Origin of the sequence: Vibrio sp. 10N.261.54.E10, assembly GCF_002877735.2 — a bacterium.
Classification (GTDB): Bacteria; Pseudomonadota; Gammaproteobacteria; order Enterobacterales; family Vibrionaceae; genus Vibrio; species Vibrio crassostreae_C.
This window is the reverse complement of sequence record NZ_MCXE02000002.1, coordinates 872394-893547: the sequence shown is the minus strand read 5'-3', so window position 1 is coordinate 893547 and position 21154 is coordinate 872394. Positions and strand designations below refer to the sequence as shown.

The 21154-nt window shown below is 44.9% G+C and carries 19 protein-coding genes; 5 read left to right on the top strand and 14 right to left on the bottom strand.

The genetic code is table 11. From position 1 onward, the window contains the following. Positions 1-110: 110 nt before the first annotated feature. The 4 genes from BCU07_RS15100 to phhA all read right to left on the bottom strand — a co-directional run bounded on the left by BCU07_RS15100 (position 111) and on the right by phhA (position 3555). Positions 111-944, bottom strand: a complete 834-nt coding sequence (locus BCU07_RS15100) for a DUF2971 domain-containing protein (protein WP_050620226.1) — start codon at positions 942-944, stop codon at positions 111-113. Positions 945-1190: 246 nt separating this feature from the next. Next, on the bottom strand, positions 1191-2291 hold the full coding sequence (locus tag BCU07_RS15095) for a Fic family protein (RefSeq protein ID WP_102428111.1): 1101 nt from the start codon (positions 2289-2291) through the stop codon (positions 1191-1193). Positions 2292-2432: 141 nt separating this feature from the next. Beyond that, positions 2433-2771, bottom strand: coding sequence for a 4a-hydroxytetrahydrobiopterin dehydratase (locus tag BCU07_RS15090; RefSeq protein ID WP_017065112.1), 339 nt, complete (start codon positions 2769-2771; stop codon positions 2433-2435). Then, positions 2761-3555: a phenylalanine 4-monooxygenase gene (phhA, locus tag BCU07_RS15085; protein ID WP_017065113.1), complete on the bottom strand. Its 795-nt coding sequence runs from the start codon at positions 3553-3555 to the stop codon at positions 2761-2763. The genes BCU07_RS15090 and phhA overlap by 11 nt, the downstream gene beginning before the upstream one ends. A gap of 199 nt (positions 3556-3754) precedes the next feature. On the opposite strand from phhA, the gene BCU07_RS15080 reads away from it, so the two are divergent. Next, positions 3755-5794 carry an acetoacetate--CoA ligase gene (locus BCU07_RS15080; RefSeq protein WP_102428110.1) on the top strand — a complete coding sequence of 680 codons (2040 nt, stop codon included), beginning with the start codon at positions 3755-3757 and terminating at the stop codon, positions 5792-5794. Positions 5795-6317: 523 nt separating this feature from the next. Beyond that, positions 6318-7247 (top strand): carbamate kinase, encoded by a 930-nt coding sequence (locus BCU07_RS15075; protein WP_102332320.1) that lies wholly within the window; start codon positions 6318-6320, stop codon positions 7245-7247. Between the two features lie 211 nt (positions 7248-7458). Here the strand turns inward: BCU07_RS15075 and maiA are convergent, their stop codons facing one another. The 5 genes from maiA to BCU07_RS15050 form a co-directional block, all read right to left on the bottom strand. Further along, on the bottom strand, positions 7459-8163 hold the full coding sequence (gene maiA / locus BCU07_RS15070; protein ID WP_102332321.1) for a maleylacetoacetate isomerase: 705 nt from the start codon (positions 8161-8163) through the stop codon (positions 7459-7461). 21 nt (positions 8164-8184) lie between these two features. Then, positions 8185-9222: a fumarylacetoacetate hydrolase family protein gene (locus BCU07_RS15065; RefSeq protein ID WP_102428109.1), complete on the bottom strand. Its 1038-nt coding sequence runs from the start codon at positions 9220-9222 to the stop codon at positions 8185-8187. A 9-nt stretch (positions 9223-9231) separates the two neighbouring features. Next, positions 9232-10362, bottom strand: coding sequence for a homogentisate 1,2-dioxygenase (locus BCU07_RS15060; protein ID WP_102428108.1), 1131 nt, complete (start codon positions 10360-10362; stop codon positions 9232-9234). Then, on the bottom strand, positions 10355-11428 hold the full coding sequence (gene hppD / locus BCU07_RS15055) for a 4-hydroxyphenylpyruvate dioxygenase (protein WP_016785453.1): 1074 nt from the start codon (positions 11426-11428) through the stop codon (positions 10355-10357). Before hppD ends, BCU07_RS15060 begins: the two co-directional genes overlap by 8 nt. Positions 11429-11887: 459 nt before the next feature. Then, entirely contained in the window at positions 11888-13936 is a 2049-nt protein-coding gene (locus BCU07_RS15050) for a DUF3466 family protein (protein WP_016787470.1), read from the bottom strand. A gap of 301 nt (positions 13937-14237) precedes the next feature. On the opposite strand from BCU07_RS15050, the gene BCU07_RS15045 reads away from it, so the two are divergent. The 3 genes from BCU07_RS15045 to BCU07_RS15035 all read left to right on the top strand — a co-directional run bounded on the left by BCU07_RS15045 (position 14238) and on the right by BCU07_RS15035 (position 16804). Then, a complete protein-coding gene (locus BCU07_RS15045) occupies positions 14238-14483 on the top strand; it encodes a hypothetical protein (RefSeq protein ID WP_017072318.1) in 246 nt (81 codons plus the stop codon). Between the two features lie 288 nt (positions 14484-14771). Next, the gene (locus BCU07_RS15040; protein WP_102428107.1) at positions 14772-16142 is read left to right on the top strand and encodes an ATP-binding protein; all 1371 of its coding nucleotides are present in this window, start codon (positions 14772-14774) and stop codon (positions 16140-16142) included. Continuing rightward, positions 16139-16804: a response regulator gene (locus tag BCU07_RS15035; RefSeq protein ID WP_010432275.1), complete on the top strand. Its 666-nt coding sequence runs from the start codon at positions 16139-16141 to the stop codon at positions 16802-16804. Before BCU07_RS15040 ends, BCU07_RS15035 begins: the two co-directional genes overlap by 4 nt. A gap of 75 nt (positions 16805-16879) precedes the next feature. On the opposite strand, the gene BCU07_RS15030 is transcribed toward BCU07_RS15035, so the two are convergent. From BCU07_RS15030 to BCU07_RS15010, 5 genes are read right to left on the bottom strand one after another with little or no spacing between them, the layout of a single operon-like run. Next, positions 16880-17539 carry an HAD family hydrolase gene (locus BCU07_RS15030; RefSeq protein WP_102428106.1) on the bottom strand — a complete coding sequence of 220 codons (660 nt, stop codon included), beginning with the start codon at positions 17537-17539 and terminating at the stop codon, positions 16880-16882. Between the two features lies 1 nt (position 17540). Further along, on the bottom strand, positions 17541-18560 hold the full coding sequence (locus BCU07_RS15025) for an ABC transporter ATP-binding protein (protein ID WP_017065126.1): 1020 nt from the start codon (positions 18558-18560) through the stop codon (positions 17541-17543). Next, positions 18560-19345: an ABC transporter permease gene (locus tag BCU07_RS15020; protein ID WP_017070181.1), complete on the bottom strand. Its 786-nt coding sequence runs from the start codon at positions 19343-19345 to the stop codon at positions 18560-18562. The genes BCU07_RS15025 and BCU07_RS15020 overlap by 1 nt, the downstream gene beginning before the upstream one ends. Further along, positions 19345-20238: an ABC transporter permease gene (locus tag BCU07_RS15015; RefSeq protein WP_102428105.1), complete on the bottom strand. Its 894-nt coding sequence runs from the start codon at positions 20236-20238 to the stop codon at positions 19345-19347. Before BCU07_RS15015 ends, BCU07_RS15020 begins: the two co-directional genes overlap by 1 nt. Further along, positions 20235-21113, bottom strand: coding sequence for an alkaline phosphatase family protein (locus BCU07_RS15010; protein ID WP_102428104.1), 879 nt, complete (start codon positions 21111-21113; stop codon positions 20235-20237). Before BCU07_RS15010 ends, BCU07_RS15015 begins: the two co-directional genes overlap by 4 nt. Positions 21114-21154: the final 41 nt, after the last annotated feature.

The window sequence follows — 21154 nt, the reverse complement described above, 5'->3', positions numbered from 1 at the left end:
AAGCAAGTCACTGATGCAGGTCAAGCTAAGGGGAGTTGGGAAAAGTGTTACCGCGAGTTATTTGCCAATAAAAGGCTCACAGTAAGCCCCGGAACATTTTAAATACTGTATCAATTTATCAAATCTTTAAGCTCAACTTCCGAAAAATCTACTTTGTATTCAGTTTCAGACAAATCACCTAAATAAATTTTGCAATCTAAATTATTTGTTCTGATTGCGAGTTGAATTTTTCTCTTAATTTCGGAAGATGCTCTAGCTCCTATATAAACGCTATGAATTGCCTCAGGGGGGATTGGGTAGAGGTAGACGCTATTACCAAAATTGTCTTTATGTTCTGTCTTGAACTCATCATCCATTAGTGAAAGGAACAACCTTTCTTCCTGCTCATACGCCCAATCCAATGGCTTATGGCATAGAAGGTCAAGTTTATCACCACTGTGAACATTAAATTGCATTCGAGATTCCGAGTATTTTACAGGTGATGGCTTAGTCGGCTCTCCAAATAAAGTTGGCCTGTGGAAAAATTCGTGGCTTTCATCAAAACCAATGACGTAACCAGTCATGGCACTGGAATAATGTGACCACATCAAAAGATTTTGTTTAGTGCGAGACAAAGACAAGATACCAAACTTGTCTCCGAATAAGCCCATCAACTCAGTCCTTACTTCTGAAGAACCTAATCGATTCGTAATATGCGCCACTAATTCTTGTCTACCATTTGATAATATTTGCCAATTATCTTCAGTTTTTTCTTCATCGGCAGTCCGCTCCCATAATGAGTCTAAACGATCATTCACCTTCAATACTTCTTGCTCTCTCAAACTAGACAAATCGATTGATGGTAATGCTTCATATGGATCATTTAGAGAGTCTAACGGCGAAAATCGGATTCTTAAATCGCTTATAACATCTACTCTGTCATAGGGTAAGAACTTATAGAGCATGTGACCTCTGATGTAAGACATAAAATCAAAATACAGCCTACATATTAAAGTGATTGATGAAACATTCAAAGCAAGTTAAATAAAATCAATTAGTTAAACATCACCTCTATTGGGTTAATGGTTAAGTCTAATTACCTCTATGACTCACTGTATAAAATTATGAAATTGGAAACCTAAAAAGCTGTCAACATTCACTCTGAACGTTAGCAGCTTTTAAGTATAGAAATGAATATGGGTGTATAAACCCTACTCAGGCAACAGATAGCGCGTGCTTCTACCACCAGAACCAGATTTAACTAAGCAGCCATGCTCAATCAAAGCGTTCAAATGACGTGTTGCTGTGGCACTACTCACCTTTGCTACTTTCTGATATTGGCTGGCATTGATACCTTCTGAAAAATCACCATCGAGCATCCTATTCAGCACTTTTACTTGCTCTGCTGTAAGCTTGGTTTGGTCGATGCTGCGCCAATAGTTGGTCTTATATACAGTTTGGTCGACCTCAACGAAAACCCCTGTAAACGTCTCGTCTAACGTATCTAAGAACCACATCAACCATTCGCTAATATCGAGTCCCCCTTTCTGGGTTCGCTCCAATATCTCGTAGTAATGCTTGCGGTTAGCGAGAATTCCCACCGACATCGCATAGAAGCGTACCGACTGCTGCTCGGCCTGTGCTAATGCCAAGTCGGTCAACAATCGAGTAATACGACCATTACCATCATCTAACGGGTGTAAGGTGATAAACCAAAGGTGAGTGATTGCGGCTCGCAATAGAGGATCGAGTGTGGCGTCGGTAAGTGAATCATTAAACCATTTGATAAATGTATCTAGCTCAGCATCAAGAATGTCTCGGCTAGGCGCTTCAAAGTGCACGGTTGGGCGGTCAATTCTTCCTGATACCACTTGCATCGGAGCGTCACCTCGTAGCTGACCTCCAACTACAGGGTTAAACATGGTGTAGCCTTGAGGAAACAGTCTATCGTGCCAATGTAAGATCCTATCAAGCGCTAGTGGCTCTGTTAGGTTCTGCACCGCATCCAACATAATTTCAGCTAGGCCATCGGTTTGTTCTGTCGTTGGAAAAGGTCGATCTTCACTGACACCGAGTTTATTGGCTAAAGAAGACCGGACCGAGAAAGCATTAAGCTTTTCTCCCTCAATCGCACTGGAATGGACTATGTTCGCTAATAAGGTGTCGAGCATGGTTTGGGATTGATCTGCCGACTGTGAGGTAATCTTGCCCAATAGAATGCCCTGATTAAGCCGTACTTCTCTTAACCTCACGCCTATTTTCTGATTATCCCAAACAAAGTTTGGCCAATTATCTTGCTGCCAAATCCACATATTACACCCCATGATGCGAAAGTATCACTTATTCAACTCATACTATGAGCTGTTTAAGGCAATTATTCAACTCACATTATGAGCCGAATAATGAGTTAATCGCATCACAGAGGTTGCAAGAGTAACTCCTAACCTACAAAACTATTCACTCACCGCGAACACATCGCAGCGTGAGGCGCAGATGAAGTCATTTTTGTGCAGGCCTTTGATTGAGTGGCTCCACCAAGTGACGGTGACTTTGCCCCACTCCAATAAGATCGAAGGATGGTGGAACTCTTCTTCTGCCAGTTCTGACACTATGTTGCTGAATGCCCATGCTTGCTTGTAGTTCTTAAACTTGAACACCTTCTCAAGCTGCGGGATGCCGTCTCTTTCGATGATCTGCCAGTCTGACAACTCCAACAGTAAAGATTGTTGTTCATCTTCACTTAGGGCAATCGCGTCGATACTGCAGGCTTCGCATTTTTGTTCATTCAACATGTGTTGGTTCCTTGGGTTCAAAAAGTGGTGGTAGTAACCCCGCATCGATGGCGAGATCAGCTTGCTGTAATAGGTTTTCCTGACTGATTTTAAAGAGCTCAGATAGCTCGTCGATCACGTAATATTTCGGCTGCATGATGTCGATACGATAAGGCGTTCTTAAAACCGTTTGCAGATCGAACCGCTCGCGAACGGCCAAATCCCCTCCCAACGCATACATAGTTTCCGCTGGAGACGAAAGAATGCCACCGCCATAGATTTTCAGTTGTTGGCCTTCTTTTACTAAACCGAACTCAACCGTAAACCAATACAAACGGGCAAGATAAGCGCGCTGTTTAGATGTGGCGGCTTGGCCTAGTTTTCCATAATGCTCAGTGAAAGCCGCGAAATCGGCATTAGTGAGCATGGCACAATGGCCGAAAATTTCATGAAAGAAATCAGGTTCTTGTAAGTAATCGAACTCGTCTCGCGTTCTCAGAAATGTCGCAACTGGGAATTTCTTATTGGCGAGCAAATCAAAGAATCGGTCGAAATCGATCAATGCAGGCACAGGCTGAACTTGCCAACCGGTTGTTTCCATTAGCACTTTATTTATCTCTGGCAGCTGGGGAACTCTGTCTAATGGTAGATCCAGCAAGGTCAAACCGTGCAAATAAGCATCGCATGCGCGGTCATTAATCACGTCCAGTTGCCTTTTCACTAAGTCGTGCCAAATAGCGTCTTCTTCGAGGCTCCACTCAACCCATCCCTCTTGGCTCACGGGCTTAGAATGATATTGAGTCATTACACACCTCCTTTCGAATGTCTCACTTTAAGCCTATCTCCACTCCTTATAAGCGCCAATTTGCGCGATTTTTCGAAACAAGCGATCGTGTAACATTTTATTTACACAATTCCGCCAGACACTTATTTTGCTGAACTTTTGACTTTGTAAAACCTAAATACCAGACTGAAAACGTTAACTTTTTGTTAAAGGTAAAGGAATGCACGAAAGCAATAAGCCCATTTGGCAGCCAAGCGAGCAGCGTATCGCCGATGCCAACTTAACCCGATTTATCGATAGCCTTGAACAGTCTGGGTTAAACCTAGATAGGGACGTAAAAAGCTACACCGAACTCCATCAATGGTCTGTGGAACATCCGGAATCATTTTGGCAAAACGTATGGCAGTTTTGTGGAGTAGTCGGCTCACAAGACTCTATTAACAAGGCAGAAAGCGAGACCATCAAAGCTCAAGGTGGGAGCCGCTGGCAGCAGCCTAAATCGAACCGTGATGCGGTTTGGTTTCCCAATGCACAAGTAAACTACGCCGAGAACTTGCTGCGTTTGGCACACACCATGCCTGATGAGCTTGCGATTTGGTTTGAGAATGAACGTGGCGAACAACAGAGTTATACATGGGAAACCCTGTGTGAAGCTGTCTCTAGTGTTCAGCAATGGCTTGTCGATAGCGGAGTGAAACAAGGTGATATAGTTGCTGCGTATACTCCCTATCTGCCACAAACCGTGATAGCCATGCTAGCCGCCACCAGCTTAGGCGCGATTTGGACATCGACCTCGCCTGATTTTGGAGTAGAGAGTGTGATTGAGCGATTCGGACAGGTGAAACCTAAGGTGCTGTTCACCTGTGACGGTTACACCTTCAATGGCAAAACGTTCGATATGGCGGGCAAGAACCGTGAAATCATCGAACACTTAAACGAATTAAAACAGGTGTGTGAGATCGGTTATTTGAAACCGAGTAATGACTTAGAGAAGAGCGATTTAGAGAAGAAAAAAGTTGAACATGATGTGTCGATTCTAAGCTGGCACAGCATCATTAATCACTATCAGACAAAACCTCTTCGATTTACTCGTGTCGGCTTCAATGAACCGTTGTTTGTACTCTACTCTTCAGGCACCACAGGCAAACCCAAATGTATAGTGCATTCTGTCGGTGGCACTACCATCAACCACCTAAAAGAGCATCAGCTTCATTGCGATATTAAACCAAGAGATCGCGTGTTCTACTACACCACTTGTGGTTGGATGATGTGGAACTGGCACGTATCTGCGCTCGCCAGCGGTGCTTGTTTGGTTATCTTTGATGGTAGCCCGGTTTACCCGCAACCTAACGTTCTATGGGATTTAGCGCAGCGTGCTGACGTATCGACATTTGGCACCTCAGCCAAGTACATAGAAGCGATTGAGAAAGCCGAACTCTCACCAATCGACAGCCACTCTCTGCCTCAATTAAGAACACTGTGCTCGACGGGTTCTGTGCTTTACCCAGAGCAGTTCGATTACGTTTACAAGCACATCAAGCAAGACCTGCATTTAGCGTCGATTTCTGGCGGCACGGATATTTGTGGCTGCTTTGTTTTGGGTAACCCAATCTCGCCTGTGTATCGCGGTGAGTGCCAACAGGCCGGGCTCGGCGTCGACATCAAGGTGTTCAATTCGTCTGGTCAAAAGGTCGATCACGAACGTGGCGAATTAGTATGCACCAACTCCCTACCCAACTTCCCCGCTGGCTTTTGGAATGACACCGGAGAGCGCTATCACAGCACCTATTGGGATAGATTCGACAATGTGTGGCATCACGGTGATGAAGTCGCACAGAGCGTTCATGGGGGCTATCTGTTCTATGGGCGAGGCGACACCACACTCAACCCCGGTGGCGTGCGAATTGGTACGGCCGAAATCTATCAGCAAGTGAACACCATTGACGGCATCATCGATTCGATAGCAGTCGGTAAAAACATCGACCGCAATGAACAGGTATGGTTGTTTGTTCAGCTGCAGCAAGGTGTGAGTTTAGATGAAAAGTTACTGACAGCCATCAAAAGCAAACTCAAATCCTCTTGTTCGCCAAGACACGTGCCAAGCCAGATATTTGCGATCAGCGACGTGCCAAAAACACGCTCTGGCAAACTGGTGGAGTTGGCTGTGAAACAGGTGATCAATGGCAAAAATGTAGAAAACCTCGGGGCTATCGCTAACGCCGAGGTTTTGGAAGAGATAAAGAGTGTTGTTTCGCTTTAGTGTTGAGCCTTAGAAAGTGGCTAACTATCTCCGATTTTCATTTGGCTGTCAGATAACATCTGGAGTAAAGGCAGCCGATTGAAAACCGAATCTAAACGACTATTTGAACTCATGACCCCTCTCATCTGTTTAGCCCCGTACCTTTTCTAAAGTCCTTAATGCGATCTGCTCATCATATTTAAAACAAAAATAGAAAATTAATCATTTTATAGCCAGAGATAATATTCACTAAACGCGAATCATTTATACCCCAAAAGACTCCACCGCTAGATTGTATCCAAGATTATGGATATTTAATCGAATTGCAATAACTCCTGTTTCCACAGCTCCATTTCTAGTTAAATAATAATTTGATAGCTATCACATTTAGGACGGTTATTTTCCCATACTATCTCGGCATGTTAATTACTTAAGAGTAATTAAAAACTTAGTCACTGTTATTAATAAGCTTGAATTTAATTAGAAACAAGCGGTTAATCCCTACGTAAAATAAAATCATTATTAAATGATCGGAGACATTATCATGCGCATAGTATTAGCTTTAGGCGGTAACGCTCTTTTAGCAAGAGGCCAAGCATTAACGGCTGAGAACCAACGTGAAAATATAATCAAATCAGCGGCGAGTATTGCTGCAATCGCACGCGAGCATGAGATTGTTATCGTTCATGGTAATGGCCCACAAGTAGGTTTGTTGATGGAACAAAACGCGGCTTATAGCGAATATTCGCCAGAGACTACCCCATACCCAATGGATGTACTCGGCTCTCAAACCTGTGGCATGGTGGGCTACATGTTACAACAAGAGCTAAGAAACATTGACCCTGAATTAGACGTAGCGACGCTAGTCACGCAAACTGAAGTATGCAAAAAAGACCCTGCGTTTGCTAACCCGACTAAATTTGTTGGCCCTGTATATACAGAGCAACGAGCTAAAGAGTTAATGGCTCAAAGCACAATGCAATTTAAAGCTGATGGCGAGTACTACCGTCGCGTTGTGCCTTCTCCTATGCCAAAAAGCATTGTTGAAATTCAGCAAATTGAAACTCTTCTAGATACAGAAAACCTTGTTATTGCTTGTGGCGGCGGCGGCGTTCCCGTGAGTATTGAACAGGGTAAGAGTACTGGCGTAGAGTGCGTAATTGACAAAGATCTTACGGCTGAATTACTGGCTGAAAAAATCCATGCCGACTTGTTTATTATCTTAACCGATGGTTCGATTTTCCGTAACTATGGTAAAGAAGACCAAGCAGAAATGAAGCAAGCAACGCCTGCTGGTTTAGCAGAGTTTTCATTCCCTGCTGGTTCTATGGGGCCAAAAATTGATGCCGTTTGTAAATTCGTTGAAGCTGGCTTGGGTAATGCGGCGATTGGTTCATTATTTGATTTAGATAAAATAATCACCAATGAAGCTGGCACTCTGATAACGAAAGGCGAAGGTGTTGTTTATTACTAATATTATCGAGTGATAAAAACCACTAATATAAAACCTTGGGGTAAAGCCTTTTAATTAATAACAAGGCTTTTTATTAAATCCATATTAGTTCTAAACGAGATAAATATTCACACACTAACTGTATTTAATATATTTAATGTTGGAAACCGCTTCTTTCAAGAAGCGGTTTTGGCAGCGCAAGGGAAGAGTATTTGCATTTACATCAGTGAATCTACATGGACTCATTCGCATCCGCTTGGTTCTCTGGCATCGCGTCGATAAAAGCGGGTAACTGATTACACGCTTCGACAATTGAGTTAATCAGCGGATAAGGCGACATATCAACGCCAAAGCGCAGCGCATTATACACCTGTGGCACCAAGCAAATATCGACAATGCATGGTGAATCGGTGAGGCTATACACCGAATCACCGTGTGCTTTTCTGTGCTTTGCCAGTTTCTCTTCTAGAGCACGGAAACCTTGGTTCATCCAATGATGAAGCCAGTCCATTCTCGCCTCTTGCTCGCACGACAATTCCCGCTCCAAATACTGCAACACGCGCAGGTTGTTCAGAGGGTGAATTTCTATCGCAATATCCTGAGCCATTGCCAACGCTTGATAGCGCAATGGTGTTTGCTCGGGAATCAACAAGGAGTCTGGGCTGCTCTCACATAAATATCTTTCATCCAAGTATTGCAAAATAGTCAGCGACTGATTGAGTTTAACTTCACCATCCACCAGCACCGGCACTAATTCACTGGCATTGAGTTCGCGATATTGTGGATCATGCTGCTCGCCGCCATTACGCACCAAATGGACCGATTTAGACTCATAGTTGAGCTGTTTTAGGTTCAACCCAATACGCACCCGATAGGCAGCAGAAGAGCGCCAGTAACCGTAAAGTATAATGTTCTTGTTCACGATGCTCTCGCTCATACTGAAACCCTATTACGTGGATTATACCGCTCGATACTGGCTCACTTTTTGGTCTATCGCGCCAAAAATGGAATCACCCGCCGCATCAAGCATCTCAAGCTTGATCGAGTCACCAAACGACATGAATTGAGTCGACGGTTTACCATCACGAATCGTCTCTATCATGCGTACTTCAGCAATACATGAATATCCCACACCACCTTCAGAAATCGAGGTGCCATGGTCAGTGCCTTGTTTATTAGAAACCGTGCCTGAACCTATGATCGCGCCCGCCGATAATGGTCGAGTTTTAGCTGCATGCACAACCAACTCTGCAAAATTGAAAGTCATATCTATACCGGCATTCGGACAACCAAAAGGCTGGTCGTTGTAGGTCGATATCAGCGGTAAATGTACCTTGCTGCCTTTCCACTGTTCGCCAAGCTCGTCAGGTGTGACTGCGACCGGGGAGAACGCCGAAGAAGGCTTAGACTGGAAAAAGCCAAAGCCTTTCGCGAGCTCTGCTGGAATCAAGCCACGCAGTGACACATCGTTCACCAACATCAGTAAACGAATCGAATCATGCGCTTGCTTGGCGCTGGCTCCCATTGGCACATCTCCGGTAACAACCGCAACTTCACCCTCGAAATCAATACCCCATTCGTCGCTGGCAAACTCAATATTGTCACGCGGCCCGATAAACGCATCTGAGCCGCCTTGGTACATGAGTGGATCAACCCAGAAGCTTTCTGGCATTTCAGCACCACGAGCCTTACGCACCAGTTCAACGTGGTTTACATAAGCGCTGCCGTCTGCCCATTGATAAGCGCGTGGAAGAGGCGATTCACAATACTGAGGTGCAAACACTTCACTGCCTGTGACATGTCCGTTGTTTAACGAGGTGTATAACTCTTCTAACTGAGGTGCAACGCTGTCCCAGTTATCCAATGCTACCTGCATGGTTGGCGCTAGATGCATCGCATGGAAAATTTCGGTGGCAGCTACACATTGTTTAAGATCTTTACTTACGACCATCAATAGACCGTCGCGAGTGCCATTTTTCTTGGTTGCTAATTTCATCCTTGCCCCTTACTTCTCTTGCCAACTGTAGACATATTCTTTGTTCTCAACGTTATCGAGTTCATCAGAGAACTGCAGCGCGTGGCGAGTATCAATCATCACCGCCACTTCGTCGGTGAATTTCTTCTTATGCGCCTGACCCGTTTTAAAAGCCTTTGGATGAGGCCCGTGCGTAAACCCCGCCGGGTGAAAGGTCACCATGCCCGCTTCAATGTTGTCGCGGCTAAAAAAGTCACCAGCGTGATAGAACAACACTTCGTCGTAATCATCATTGTTGTGGTAGAAAGGCACTTTCAATGCACCGGGGTCGCTCTCAATCGGACGCGGCACAAAGGTACACACCACAAAGCCTGCACCCACAAAGGTGGTGTGCGCAGAAGGGGGCAAGTGGTAGCGATGTGACATCAGCGGTCTGATATCGCGCCAATTCACTTTCACCACCGCTAAGTCGCCATGCCAGCCAATCGCATCCAATGGATTGAACGGATAGGTGATCACGCTGACTTTGTCGTGACGTTTTACCTGAACCTGAGTCTGGTTTTCTGAATACTGAGCGCGAAATTGATCATTGATAGAAGGGATGTCGAGCACAGCAGGATCAAACACCGCGTGATTGCCGACCATGCCTTTCTCTGGCAATGAGTAAGCGGCGTCTGTGTTCTCAATCATCAAGATAAACATCGGCTCGCTTGGCTCCAAGCGCCAGTTGGTTGAGCGCGGGATCATCACGTAATCCCCTTCACTCACTTCTAAATGACCATAGTCGCAATAGAGATTTGCACTGCCTTGGTGAATAAACAACAGCTCATCACCATCGGAATTACGCACCAAGAAATCCATCTTCTCGTCCATGCGCCACACTCGGATTTTGCAGTCAGCGTTGTGCAAAAGATGAGGCACCGCCCAAGGGGTTATCTGGCTGGCTTTTTCCACCAGCGTAAAATCAAAAGCGCGAGGGCGTAAATCACCTTCCCACTCCGACCAACCTGTTGGGGCATGTTGGTGATGGAAGTGAGCGGCAGGGCCGAAGAAACCACTTCGACCCGCCTCTCGCTCATAGATTGCCTCTTCAGGGAAGTCGGCATGCGCTTGTTTAGAACACACCCCCTCCCGATGAGGAAACGAGATCCATTTATGCATCGTCTAATACTCCTCGACGAATCTGGTCCTCTTCAATCGATTCAAACAGCGCCTTGAAGTTGCCTTCGCCAAAACCTTCGTTGCCTTTACGCTGAATGATTTCAAAGAACACAGGCCCGATTACCGTCTGTGTGAAAATTTGCAGCAAGATGCCGTCTTTGGTCGGCGCACCATCAATCAGAACGCGTAGGTCACGCAACAGATCGGTATCTTCCCGGTGGCCTTTTACACGATCGTCAACTTTCTCATAGTAGGTATCTGGGGTTGGCATAAAGTCCATGCCGCGATCACGCAGGGTTTTCACCGTTTTGTAGATGTCATCCGTAGCAAGCGCGATGTGTTGGATACCTTCGCCGTTGTATTCACGAATGAACTCTTCAATTTGTGATTTGTCATCTGAAGACTCATTGATTGGAATACGGATCTTGCCACATGGTGAGGTCATGGCACGGCTCACAAGGCCTGTCAGCTTACCTTCAATGTCGAAGTAGCGAATCTCACGAAAGTTACCGATACGCTCATAAAAACCAGACCACAGATCCATATTGCCTTGTTTCACGTTGTGCGTGAGGTGATCGATCTCATAAAGGCCTACGTCGGCTTTCGCCATGCGCTCTTGCGCGTCATCATAGAATCGGAAATCGACGTCGTAGATGCTCTGCTTGCCGTAGCGATCCACAAAATAGAGCAGGCTTTCACCGATGCCGTAAATGGCAGGAATGCTAAGCTCCATCGGCCCTATTTCTGTCTTGTACTCTTCACCGCCACCCTTAAACGCTTGCTCCATTGCAGCTGTTGCTTCGTTGACACGAAACGCCATGCCACACACCGATGGGCCGTGGACTTTAGCGAACGCTTCCGCTTGGCTGTGAGGCTGTTCATTGACGATAAAATTGATATCACCTTGTCGATACAGCCAAGCTTCTTTTGAGCGGTGCTTGGCTATCTCAGCAAAACCAAGTGACACAAACAGCGCTTTAAGTTGCTCTATTCCCTTGTGGTCAACGGCCGTGTATTCAACAAACTCGAATCCATCTGTGCCAAGCGGGTTGTATGACTCCACCATGAACTTTCTCCTTGTACCTACTGGTTTTGTGTTAAGTGATTTTTGTCCTTGATTAAATTTGGCCCACAAGCGGAAAGATTGGAATGGATGGAAGGAAATGGGCAGTAACGCTGAAAACTCGTCAAGTTGTAAAATATTTGTTACACACAAAACCTCACAACAAGAAAATGAGTGCTATCAAGGGATTGAAAGAGGGTGGTTTGATTTACAGAAGAAGAAGGAATGTTATTGAATTGTTACATTTGAGCTTTATGGGCTAAAGCAGAAAGAGATAAGTGTATGTTGAACGTAAAAAGAGCATCACAAAACAGGTGATGCTCTTTTAAAAAGCTTCATATCCCAATGGTATTCTCATAGGGTGAGCCATCAACTCTAACCCATTACTTTAATGGTTGATGATTGATGGTTGATGGTTGATGGTCAAATAGAGGTTGTTTCTCTCGTGAGCACGTCATCAATTTAGGTAATCACAGAACGAGATTTTTTCAAGCGAACTGAAAGCACGGACATCAAACTGATAAGCACCAATAACCCGGTACCGGCACCACTACGTTCAACATCTTCAGCGCTATCATCACTTCTTTCAGCAATGTCTTCACTTGTTGCTCCAGATATCGGGATAAGTTTCACAGCCACCACCCTCTCGTCACCTACTCCATCATTACAATATGCAAAGTGCGCGGTTGAATCATAAGCCATAGAAGAGGAGCTACTTTCACTCGCAAAACATTGTATTGCCGTCCCTGAGATAACACCCGCATCATTAATGTCGGTTGCGTCCAATATTCTAAAGTGGTTGTTGGCATCACTGTAGTCACCACCGTTAGTTAGGTCGTCTAACCACCAAGCTTGATCATTATATCTTGCACGTCTATCAGCATCGGTACCAATGTCGTTGTAAGGGAAAATGAAGCCGCGATGCCTCCTTTCATGGCCGTCTACTTCAGAGTGAGTTTCTGCGTCAACATAGCCAACAATTTCATTGTAATTATTGATCTCACTTGCTTTTCCTTCTGCACTATCAAAGAAAATGTCTTCACCTAAACTTGCGAAGAATGTAGCTGTTGGCGTTGTGTCATTCGCATCAGCGACAAACATACGATTGTCAGACACACGATCCGACGGATAATCACCATCTCGTTTTGCATAACCAATAACCATCATGTTTTCATTAATGTCTGTTGCGACAGAATTACTGTGAATGTATGAATCACTCACTTCTACCGTCGCATTAGCGATAAATGTAGTCGTCCAAGCATTTTCCGAAACGCTGAAATTTGACGTACTGCTTGGCCTAAACACAGCAGCCTGCATAAGAAAGTTATCAGAATCATCTAGCTCTGTATTGTAACCAACTAAAACAGGATAAGAGCTATATGTCCCTCTAGATGAAATCGTTGCAGCCCTCACACTCGCCTGTGCTGAAGCTTCATCATCGTTGTAAGAGTAATAGGTCGAACTGGTTTCCCAATCAGATACTGAGAAACGGTTTCCATCATCATTGGGGCCATTCGCATCGGTTATATTCCAGACAAAAGCTCGATTAGCAAAAGCAAAGTTCTGACACTCTGGATATAAAGCAGGCTCAATATCTTCATCGATACAATTATCTAGATCCTCTGCATCACTGTCGGATGTGTACGGAGAATCATAATCTTTATACTCATCACTGTAATAAAAAGTCGCAACGGACGCACTTCCGACCACATAGCTTTCTCCTCCATAACTGAAAGAATCAAAAGCCATCGTTCTTCCCATTTGGGAGATTATATTCGCTTCGCCGTCAGCATCGCTGATCGTAATGCTGGTATCGGCTTCAGGTTGGAGAACCGTAAATTCAGTGCCTGTATCGTAGTAACCACGCTGCCTATACAACTGAATATATTGGTTGTTATAGCTGTAATAACCGCTGCTGGTGTTACCAAGAACAAAACCATTCTCGTCAACTTTAGTGATCACCTTCTCCTCTGTTCCATCAACAAAGGAATAACTATAACTGCTCACATCAGGTGGATTACTGCCAACATCAGGGATATCACTTAACGAATAAGAGTCATAGAAAGCCGTGGAATTGGTCTGATAGCTCAGCTCGTAATATGCATCACGCTCATTTCTCAAGCCTCCAATGCCTGCATCCTCATCGCCATACCACAACAAAGAACTCCAAGCTTCACAAGTCGCGTAGCCAAGTTCACTTGTGCAGTAGCTATAGATATCGTCATAATCCAAATAGTAGAACGTGTTATCGATACCAAAGGGGACCTCCTCTTTAAAGGAAAAACCTGGTTCTGCATTTTGAGCTTCCCCTGCGAATGCGTAGTCGGTGTCACCACAACTGGTACTAAAGCAATCCGTTGTACCAAGCTCTGGTTCAACTGCAACCCCATACACCGATTCCGTTTCTACTGGTGATTCCTCCAAAACCACCCTATAAAGCGCAGCGTTACTATAAGAAGCAACCAACAACGTAGAAGAGACAACGACTGATTTTTTTACCATTGCCTTCATTCTACGGCTCCTAAAAAATAATCCATTTCAATACCAACGATAGCTTTCTGCCTTTATTGCTAAAGGCATTAAATTCATGAGTTCAATAATGGACTAGGATAAAAATAGAAAATGTGGAAACTATGTAGAAACAATGGAGGTTTAAACAACCTGACTTGATGGGCTGATGAACTGATGCCCTATTAAAGTTAAACGCTAACTTTCATCTCCTAGATTTATCCATTTTCTCTGCTAATTTGATCGCTAACCTATTTGCGTCAAAGAAATACACTTATATTTGGTTACGAATAGGAATTAAATTATGAACAAAATCACGACAGCATTACTTTTACTGACATCGACATTCGCGCTTCAAGCGTGTGCTGAAAGCCGTGAAGGCCCAAGAGAAATGCCAAGCTTTGAAGAAATGGATGCAAACGGTGATGGCGAATTACAATTAGAAGAGCTCAGAGGTCCACTCGCCGATGACTTTGATAAACTAGACGCAGATGGAAGCGGTGGTCTATCGGAAGAGGAAGTTCCGCCACCACCACCAAGACGTCAATAATGGTTAGAGGGTTATCCTAAAATAGTGATAATTCAATGCGAGCTGATGGGGTATAGCACCCTGTCAGCTCGCTATTCGTTTCTAACAAAAAGATGCTTATACATGGCCTAAGATGAATAAAGAAATCAATGTCCATATTTCCCACACGATCGAGGGCTAATATTGGTTTATCTCATTTTATTGTCTTAACTCACTCTATCGTCTTAATTCACTTTAATTTCTGGAGAGAACGTGCGCATATCAATTTTCACCAAACTGTTTGTTTCAATACTAATGGTGTGCGTGACCATGCTCTTTGTACTGACCTATTTTATTAACTCCAGTTTTCAAAGAGGGCTCCAAGATTTCACAAATAATAATGAGATTGCCCTAGCTCAAGAACTCGCCAATAACTTAAAGCAATATTACTCACCTTCCGAAAAATGGAGGCGGCTAGAGCGTGAACCACATTTAATCGCCAGTAGCATTGGCGGCCCCTCACGACCACATGCTCGTGACAGACACCCATCGCCACCACCATTAAGAGAGCCGGAAGCGCCAGGCCTTCAACCTATTTGGCAACGACTCAACATTTTAGATCAAGACGGGCGAGCCATAATTGGACCGCCTGAAAACCTACATCACCTTGAAGATGGTCAGCATCAAGCGCTAGTCGAAATAACACTGGATGATCAAGTTATTGGGTATATCTCCATCGTCCAGATGGATGAAATATCAGGGCCTTTAGCAGAAAGCTTTTTCAAACAACAAACGACGCATGTAAGCACTATCGCATCGATTACCGTGTTGCTTTCATTCCTTATCTCTTTGTTTCTTGTTAGGCGATTTTTGAAACCATTGCGTGCTTTGTCGAAAGGTGCCAAATCTATCGAAAATGGCGATCTCGATTTCTACATTAAAAAAAGCGGCAATGATGAATTGTCCGATCTCATCGGAATATTCAACGGTGTTGTCGAGACACTAAGAAAACAGAAAACACTTAGAGAACAGTGGTTATCAGATATTTCACATGAACTTAGAACGCCTATCACCGTGCTTAGAAGTGAACTAGAGGCGCTACAAGACGGTATCCGATCACCTGAACCAAAATACATCGACTCGTTACATCAACAAATCATCACACTGGGTCAACTCGTTGAGGATCTTCACCAACTCTCCCTGTATGACATCGGATTTAACCTCAATGTTAAAAACAACGTTGATATACATAAACTGATTGATTCTGTGATCGTTCAAAACTCGATCCGTTTAGAACAAAAAAACATCACATTAACAAAGCACTATGACCATTCGGCGCCACTGTTTACCTCGTGTGATGAGAGATTACTGACACAACTGTTTGTGAATCTGTTGGAAAATAGCGCACGATACACTAGCGATAATGGTCATGTATCGATAGATGTTACCGACATTAGTGATAGTATTATTATCAACGTTGAAGACAGTGATCCAGGTGTACCTGATGCATCACTTCCGCGTTTGTTTGAGAGGCTTTACCGCGTTGATAAATCGCGCAGTCGCTCAAGTGGCGGTTCTGGGCTTGGCTTATCTATCTGTAAAAATATCGTTGAAGCGCACCAAGGACACATTACTGCCGACCACTCAGAATTGGGTGGACTACGAATCATCATAGCGTTACCAAAGGAAATAAAATCGTGATTTTAGTCGTCGAAGATGAGCCTGCATTAGCAAGTGTACTGTGTGAGTACTTAGAGCACTCTGGCCTTGAAAGTCATCATATTATCGATGGTAACCTTGTCATTGACTGGGTAAAGCAAGCATCGCCTAAACTCATTATTCTCGACCTCATGCTACCCAATCGAGACGGGTTGGATATTTATCGAGAGCTGAGAACGTTCAGTGACATCCCAGTGGTTATGGCGACAGCCAAGGTCGAAGAGATTGATCGACTCGTTGGGCTTGAACTGGGTGCAGATGATTATATATGTAAGCCGTACAGCCCGAGAGAAGTGGTTGTGAGGGTGAAAAATATTTTGCGCCGTTCCAACAAGCCCCAAGCCACGTCAGCAACGAACGCCATTGATATTGATGAATTGAGTATGACCGCCGTCCTATGTGGTATTAAGCTAAGTTTAACGCCAGCTGAGTTTCGGCTTTTGCACCTTCTTTATCAAAATGTTGGCCGCATTTATAGTCGCGATCAATTGATTGATAAAATCTACGACGATAGAAGAGTGGTCAGTGATCGCACTATCGATAGCCATATCAAAAACTTACGCAAAAAAATGGTCTCGATAAATGAAAAATGTGACTACATCAAATCCATTTACGGGATAGGTTACAAACTAGAAATAGAATAATACGAATCAAAAAGCCGCTTTCATCAGCGGCTTTTTTCGTTCTAAAGCGAACATAATTCAAAGATGGGATCAGCGTTAATCCCAGTTGAGAATCGACCAATTCGGTTGATCTGCTAACGCTTTCAAACGCGGACACGGGTTCACCAAATAAGCAAAATCGGCGTGTTCACACAAAGGTAAGTCGTTGATTGAATCGGTATAAAAGTGGATATCTGAATAGTTGGTTTCTTGATTGTCTAACCACTCTTTTAAACGCGTCACTTTGCCTTCACGGTAGCTTGGTACACCTGAGATCTGAGACGTAAAGCGGCCTTGGTTTTCAATCAAATTGATACCAAGTGCATTCTCGATGCCAATCTTACGCCCCACAGCTTCCACTAAGAAGGTCACGCTGGCAGAGATGATCAGCATATCGATGTCGTCATTTTCTAGCTGTTCAATCAAAGGTTTCGACTGCTTGAACTGTTTAGGCAAAATATGCTGCTCGACACACTCTTCCACCAAAGCGCTGACTTGCTCTGTTGGCATATCGGCTAAAGGCTGCATGGAAAACGTGAGGTAATCTTCCATGTTCAATTTGCCTTCCGAATACAAGCCCATTAAGCGCTTATCTTCTTCAATAAAGTTGGGCGCTGTGGCAATGCCCTTTTCAACCAAGAACTCATTCCAGAGCATCGCTGCATCGGCATTGATCAGCGTTTCGTCCATATCAAATACATACAAAGGTTTGAACATCTTAGGCTCTCACAGGTTGAATTTCGTTAAGGTTAAACAGGAGTTCAAGTTGGCTGCCGTTTGCCAACAGTCGTTCAGAGGAGCGGTTGAGTAGGTCGACCGTTAATTCACACTCATCAACGTCCACTTGGTAGCGAATCACGTTACCCAAGAGCTGGTGGTTACGAATGGTGCCCGTTTTCGGCGCGGAGATATGCTCGCCATATTGTCGACCTTGCTCTTTCACGTAGATAGATTCAGGTCGAATCGCCACTTTCCATTCTGTTTCAATATTGAAAAGTTGCTTGGCTTTGTTCGCTTGCACCAGATTGTAGTGTCCCATGAACCCAGCCACAAATTCATTGGCAGGTTGAGTGTAGATCTCTTCGGGTGTCCCCGCTTGTACGATCTCGCCTTTGTTCATCAAGAAGATACGGTCAGACATGATCATCGCTTCTTCCTGATCATGAGTCACGAAGATCGTGGTCAGATTCATCTCTTTTTGAATATCTCGGATCTGTTGGCGCAGGTGCTTTCGGATCTTCGCATCCAACGCCGAAAGCGGCTCATCCAACAACAAAATACGCGGCTTGACCACCAAAGCTCTTGCCAAGGCAACACGCTGGCGTTGACCGCCCGATAGCTGATGCGGGTAGAACTTCTCTTTGCCCGTTAAGTCCACCAGCCCAATCACTTTCGCGACTTCGTGTTTAATTTCATCGGCAGCAAGCTTTTTCATCTTAAGGCCAAACGCAATGTTGCCTTCAACCGTCATGTTTGGGAACAGCGCATAAGATTGAAACACCATGCCGATGCCACGCTGTTGTGGCACTTGGTGAGTAATCTCTTCACCGTTGACCCAGATCTCGCCACCATCAACAGGATTCAGGCCTGCCAAGCTACGCAGAAGAGTCGACTTACCACAGCCACTCGGGCCAAGCAGAGTAATGAATTCGCCCTTCTCGATGGAAAATTCAATATCTTCAAACACCGTGTTGTCACCAAAGCTCTTGGTGAGGTTTTTTGCATTTACATAGCTCATTATTTTGTTCCCTGGCTGAAACGACTTGCCAACCAAGTCAGTAAGAAAATAAACAGGAAGTACGTCATCACAAGGGCTGACGTGAAGTGGCCGCTGGTTTGACGCATGTTGTATAGGTAGATTTGCAGTGTCTCGTAACGTGTACCCACCAAGATATTGGCAAACACGAACTCGCCCAATAGGAACGAGAACGACAAGAACAGTGACGCCATTAAGCCTTTCTTAAGGTTTGGCAGAATAATCAACAAGAATGCTTTAGTAGTACTCGCGCCGAGCAGGTGTGCCGCGTCCATCAAGTCTTGCAGGTTGATCGCTTCAAAGCTGTTGGCAATCGCGCGGTACATGAATGGCAGCGCGATGGTGAAATAAGTACCAATCAAGATCCACGGTGTGCCAATCAGTGATATTTCGCTATCGGCATACAACTGAAGCAAGCCAACCGACGACACCACAGGTGGCACAGCAAATGGCAATAAGATCAGGATATTCATCACCTTGTCGAGCTTCGGAAAATAGTAAAACACCACGAAAATCGCAGGCAGAACCAACACCACACTCAATGACAGCGCCGCCACACAGATAAATAGCGAACGACCAAAGGCTTGTAAGAAGCGAGGATCGGTCAGCAGGTTGATATACCAATCTAACGTGAAGCCATCCGGCAGGATCGTCGCGCCCCATCGAGAAGAGATCGAGTAGATAAAGGTCGCTAAGATCGGGATCACCATGATGCCGACAATCGAATAGACAACCGTTTTATGAAAGCGAGTATTTACGGTATTCATTACTTTCTCTTCCCTGCGTAGCTTTTGCTGATCAGCCATTGGTTAATCACGGTGATGAAGGCCAGCATCGCCATCAGAATCACAGAAATTGCGGCGGCTAGGTTTGGTTCTAAGAACAAGTCGCCCGATACCAAGCTCGCGATTCGAATCGTAATCACGTTGTAGTTGCCCGAGGTCAAGGCATACACGCTCGCATAGGCGCCAATCGCATTGGCAATCAAGATGATGAAGGTGCCGAACAAAGCCGGAGATAACACAGGCAGCGCTATTTTGGTCCAGTATTGCCAAGTTTTCGCGCCAAGCAATGCCGAAGCTGCTTGCCAATTGTCACTCAAGGCATCAAACGCTGGATACAGCAATAAAACCGCTAACGGGATCTGGAAGTAGATGTAAATCGCTAGCAAACCCCACTTACCGTACAAGTCAAAATCACCCAGCAATCCATACTGCTTGAGCAATAAGGTGATCGCACCATTAGTGCCCAAGATGATGATGAAGGCGAACGACAAAGGCACACCAGAGAAGTTGCTGCTCATGTTGGTAAACGCAATCACCGCATCGCGGATTTTAGAATCAACGCGGCGCAATGAAGAAACGAGCAGAGTCGCAATCGCTAAGCCAACAATGCTCGACCAAATCGACAGCCATAAACTGTTACCGAAGGCCTGCATCATGAAGGCAGAGTCGAATATTTCAGAATAGTTTTCGAGAGAGAGCTCATCGTCGTAGAAGAAGCTGTTGATCAGCACCCAAACCATAGGTGCCAGTTGGAACAGATAGAAAAACAGCGCGAAAGGCGCAAGCCACAAAGCGGGCTTGAAGCGTTGAAACAAAGATTTGGTTTTGGGTTGAAGCGCAGAGCCATCGCTCTGCGTAATTACAGAACAGCTCATAAGGCCAACAATTCCTGAGTGTAAGATTTATCGTGTTCAAGGTTGAGTAACTGACAGACGCTGCCGCAGATATCGGTCTGTTTCACTGAACAGGCTTGGTGTGTGAACTTATCGCCAATCACAAAGAATGGCACTTCACGCTCTTCAGGCAGAATGCCACCGTGAGACAAGTCATTGTTCATGCCGTGGTCACTGGTGATGATCACTTGATAACCATCGTCTACCCATTTCTCAAGATAGTTTGATAGGTAAATATCCGCGCCACGAGCACTATTACGGTACTGGCGAGAATCCAGCCCATGCTTGTGTCCCATGTCGTCAATGTTCATTGGGTGAATCAGTAAAAAATCAGGCTGATGAGTCACGCGCAAGTGCTCTGCATCCAAGAACAAGGCTTCATCTGGGTAGTGGTCCCAATGGTAGAAACAGCCGTGTTGAATGTTCATGCTTTCATCGTTGGTAAAACGGTCACGCACAGCGTCAAACGGCGCTCGGTTATACAGCTCACTCACCCAATGATATGCCGCAGCAGCCGTCACTTTGCCCTGCGATTTAGCCAAGCTAAAGATCGACTCGTGATTCGATAAACGCACGATTTGGTTGTTAACGATGCCACTTTCGACAGGGCGAACCCCAGTTAAAATGCACTCATACAGCGGGCGTGACATAGATGGCAGCTCACATTGCACAGGGTAAAGCGTGGCGCGCAGCTTGTTTTTTTGCGTGCTCTGCGAAGTGCTCTGTTTATTGTGCGAATCGCCCTGTTTTATCTGCATATCACTTAGTTCTAGAAGACCGTTCAGGTAGCCCATGCAATCACGGGCTACCTGATAGTTCAGTCCATCTAGAACAACAAGGATAACCTTATTGCTCATGGTCTAATCTCTATTGCTTGTTTCTATAAGCCACCCGTTAC

Bases quoted from the DNA above. Each gene is read 5' to 3' on its own strand.
- BCU07_RS15100 (WP_050620226.1), bottom strand. From the start codon at position 944: ATGCTCTATAAGTTCTTACCCTATGACAGAGTAGATGTTATAAGCGAT.
- BCU07_RS15095 (WP_102428111.1), bottom strand. From the start codon at position 2,291: ATGTGGATTTGGCAGCAAGATAATTGGCCAAACTTTGTTTGGGATAAT.
- BCU07_RS15090 (WP_017065112.1), bottom strand. From the start codon at position 2,771: ATGTTGAATGAACAAAAATGCGAAGCCTGCAGTATCGACGCGATTGCC.
- phhA (WP_017065113.1), bottom strand. From the start codon at position 3,555: ATGACTCAATATCATTCTAAGCCCGTGAGCCAAGAGGGATGGGTTGAG.
- BCU07_RS15080 (WP_102428110.1), top strand. From the start codon at position 3,755: ATGCACGAAAGCAATAAGCCCATTTGGCAGCCAAGCGAGCAGCGTATC.
- BCU07_RS15075 (WP_102332320.1), top strand. From the start codon at position 6,318: ATGCGCATAGTATTAGCTTTAGGCGGTAACGCTCTTTTAGCAAGAGGC.
- maiA (WP_102332321.1), bottom strand. From the start codon at position 8,163: ATGAGCGAGAGCATCGTGAACAAGAACATTATACTTTACGGTTACTGG.
- BCU07_RS15065 (WP_102428109.1), bottom strand. From the start codon at position 9,222: ATGAAATTAGCAACCAAGAAAAATGGCACTCGCGACGGTCTATTGATG.
- BCU07_RS15060 (WP_102428108.1), bottom strand. From the start codon at position 10,362: ATGCATAAATGGATCTCGTTTCCTCATCGGGAGGGGGTGTGTTCTAAA.
- hppD (WP_016785453.1), bottom strand. From the start codon at position 11,428: ATGGTGGAGTCATACAACCCGCTTGGCACAGATGGATTCGAGTTTGTT.
- BCU07_RS15050 (WP_016787470.1), bottom strand. From the start codon at position 13,936: ATGAAGGCAATGGTAAAAAAATCAGTCGTTGTCTCTTCTACGTTGTTG.
- BCU07_RS15045 (WP_017072318.1), top strand. From the start codon at position 14,238: ATGAACAAAATCACGACAGCATTACTTTTACTGACATCGACATTCGCG.
- BCU07_RS15040 (WP_102428107.1), top strand. From the start codon at position 14,772: ATGCTCTTTGTACTGACCTATTTTATTAACTCCAGTTTTCAAAGAGGG.
- BCU07_RS15030 (WP_102428106.1), bottom strand. From the start codon at position 17,539: ATGTTCAAACCTTTGTATGTATTTGATATGGACGAAACGCTGATCAAT.
- BCU07_RS15025 (WP_017065126.1), bottom strand. From the start codon at position 18,560: ATGAGCTATGTAAATGCAAAAAACCTCACCAAGAGCTTTGGTGACAAC.
- BCU07_RS15020 (WP_017070181.1), bottom strand. From the start codon at position 19,345: ATGAATACCGTAAATACTCGCTTTCATAAAACGGTTGTCTATTCGATT.
- BCU07_RS15015 (WP_102428105.1), bottom strand. From the start codon at position 20,238: ATGAGCTGTTCTGTAATTACGCAGAGCGATGGCTCTGCGCTTCAACCC.
- BCU07_RS15010 (WP_102428104.1), bottom strand. From the start codon at position 21,113: ATGAGCAATAAGGTTATCCTTGTTGTTCTAGATGGACTGAACTATCAG.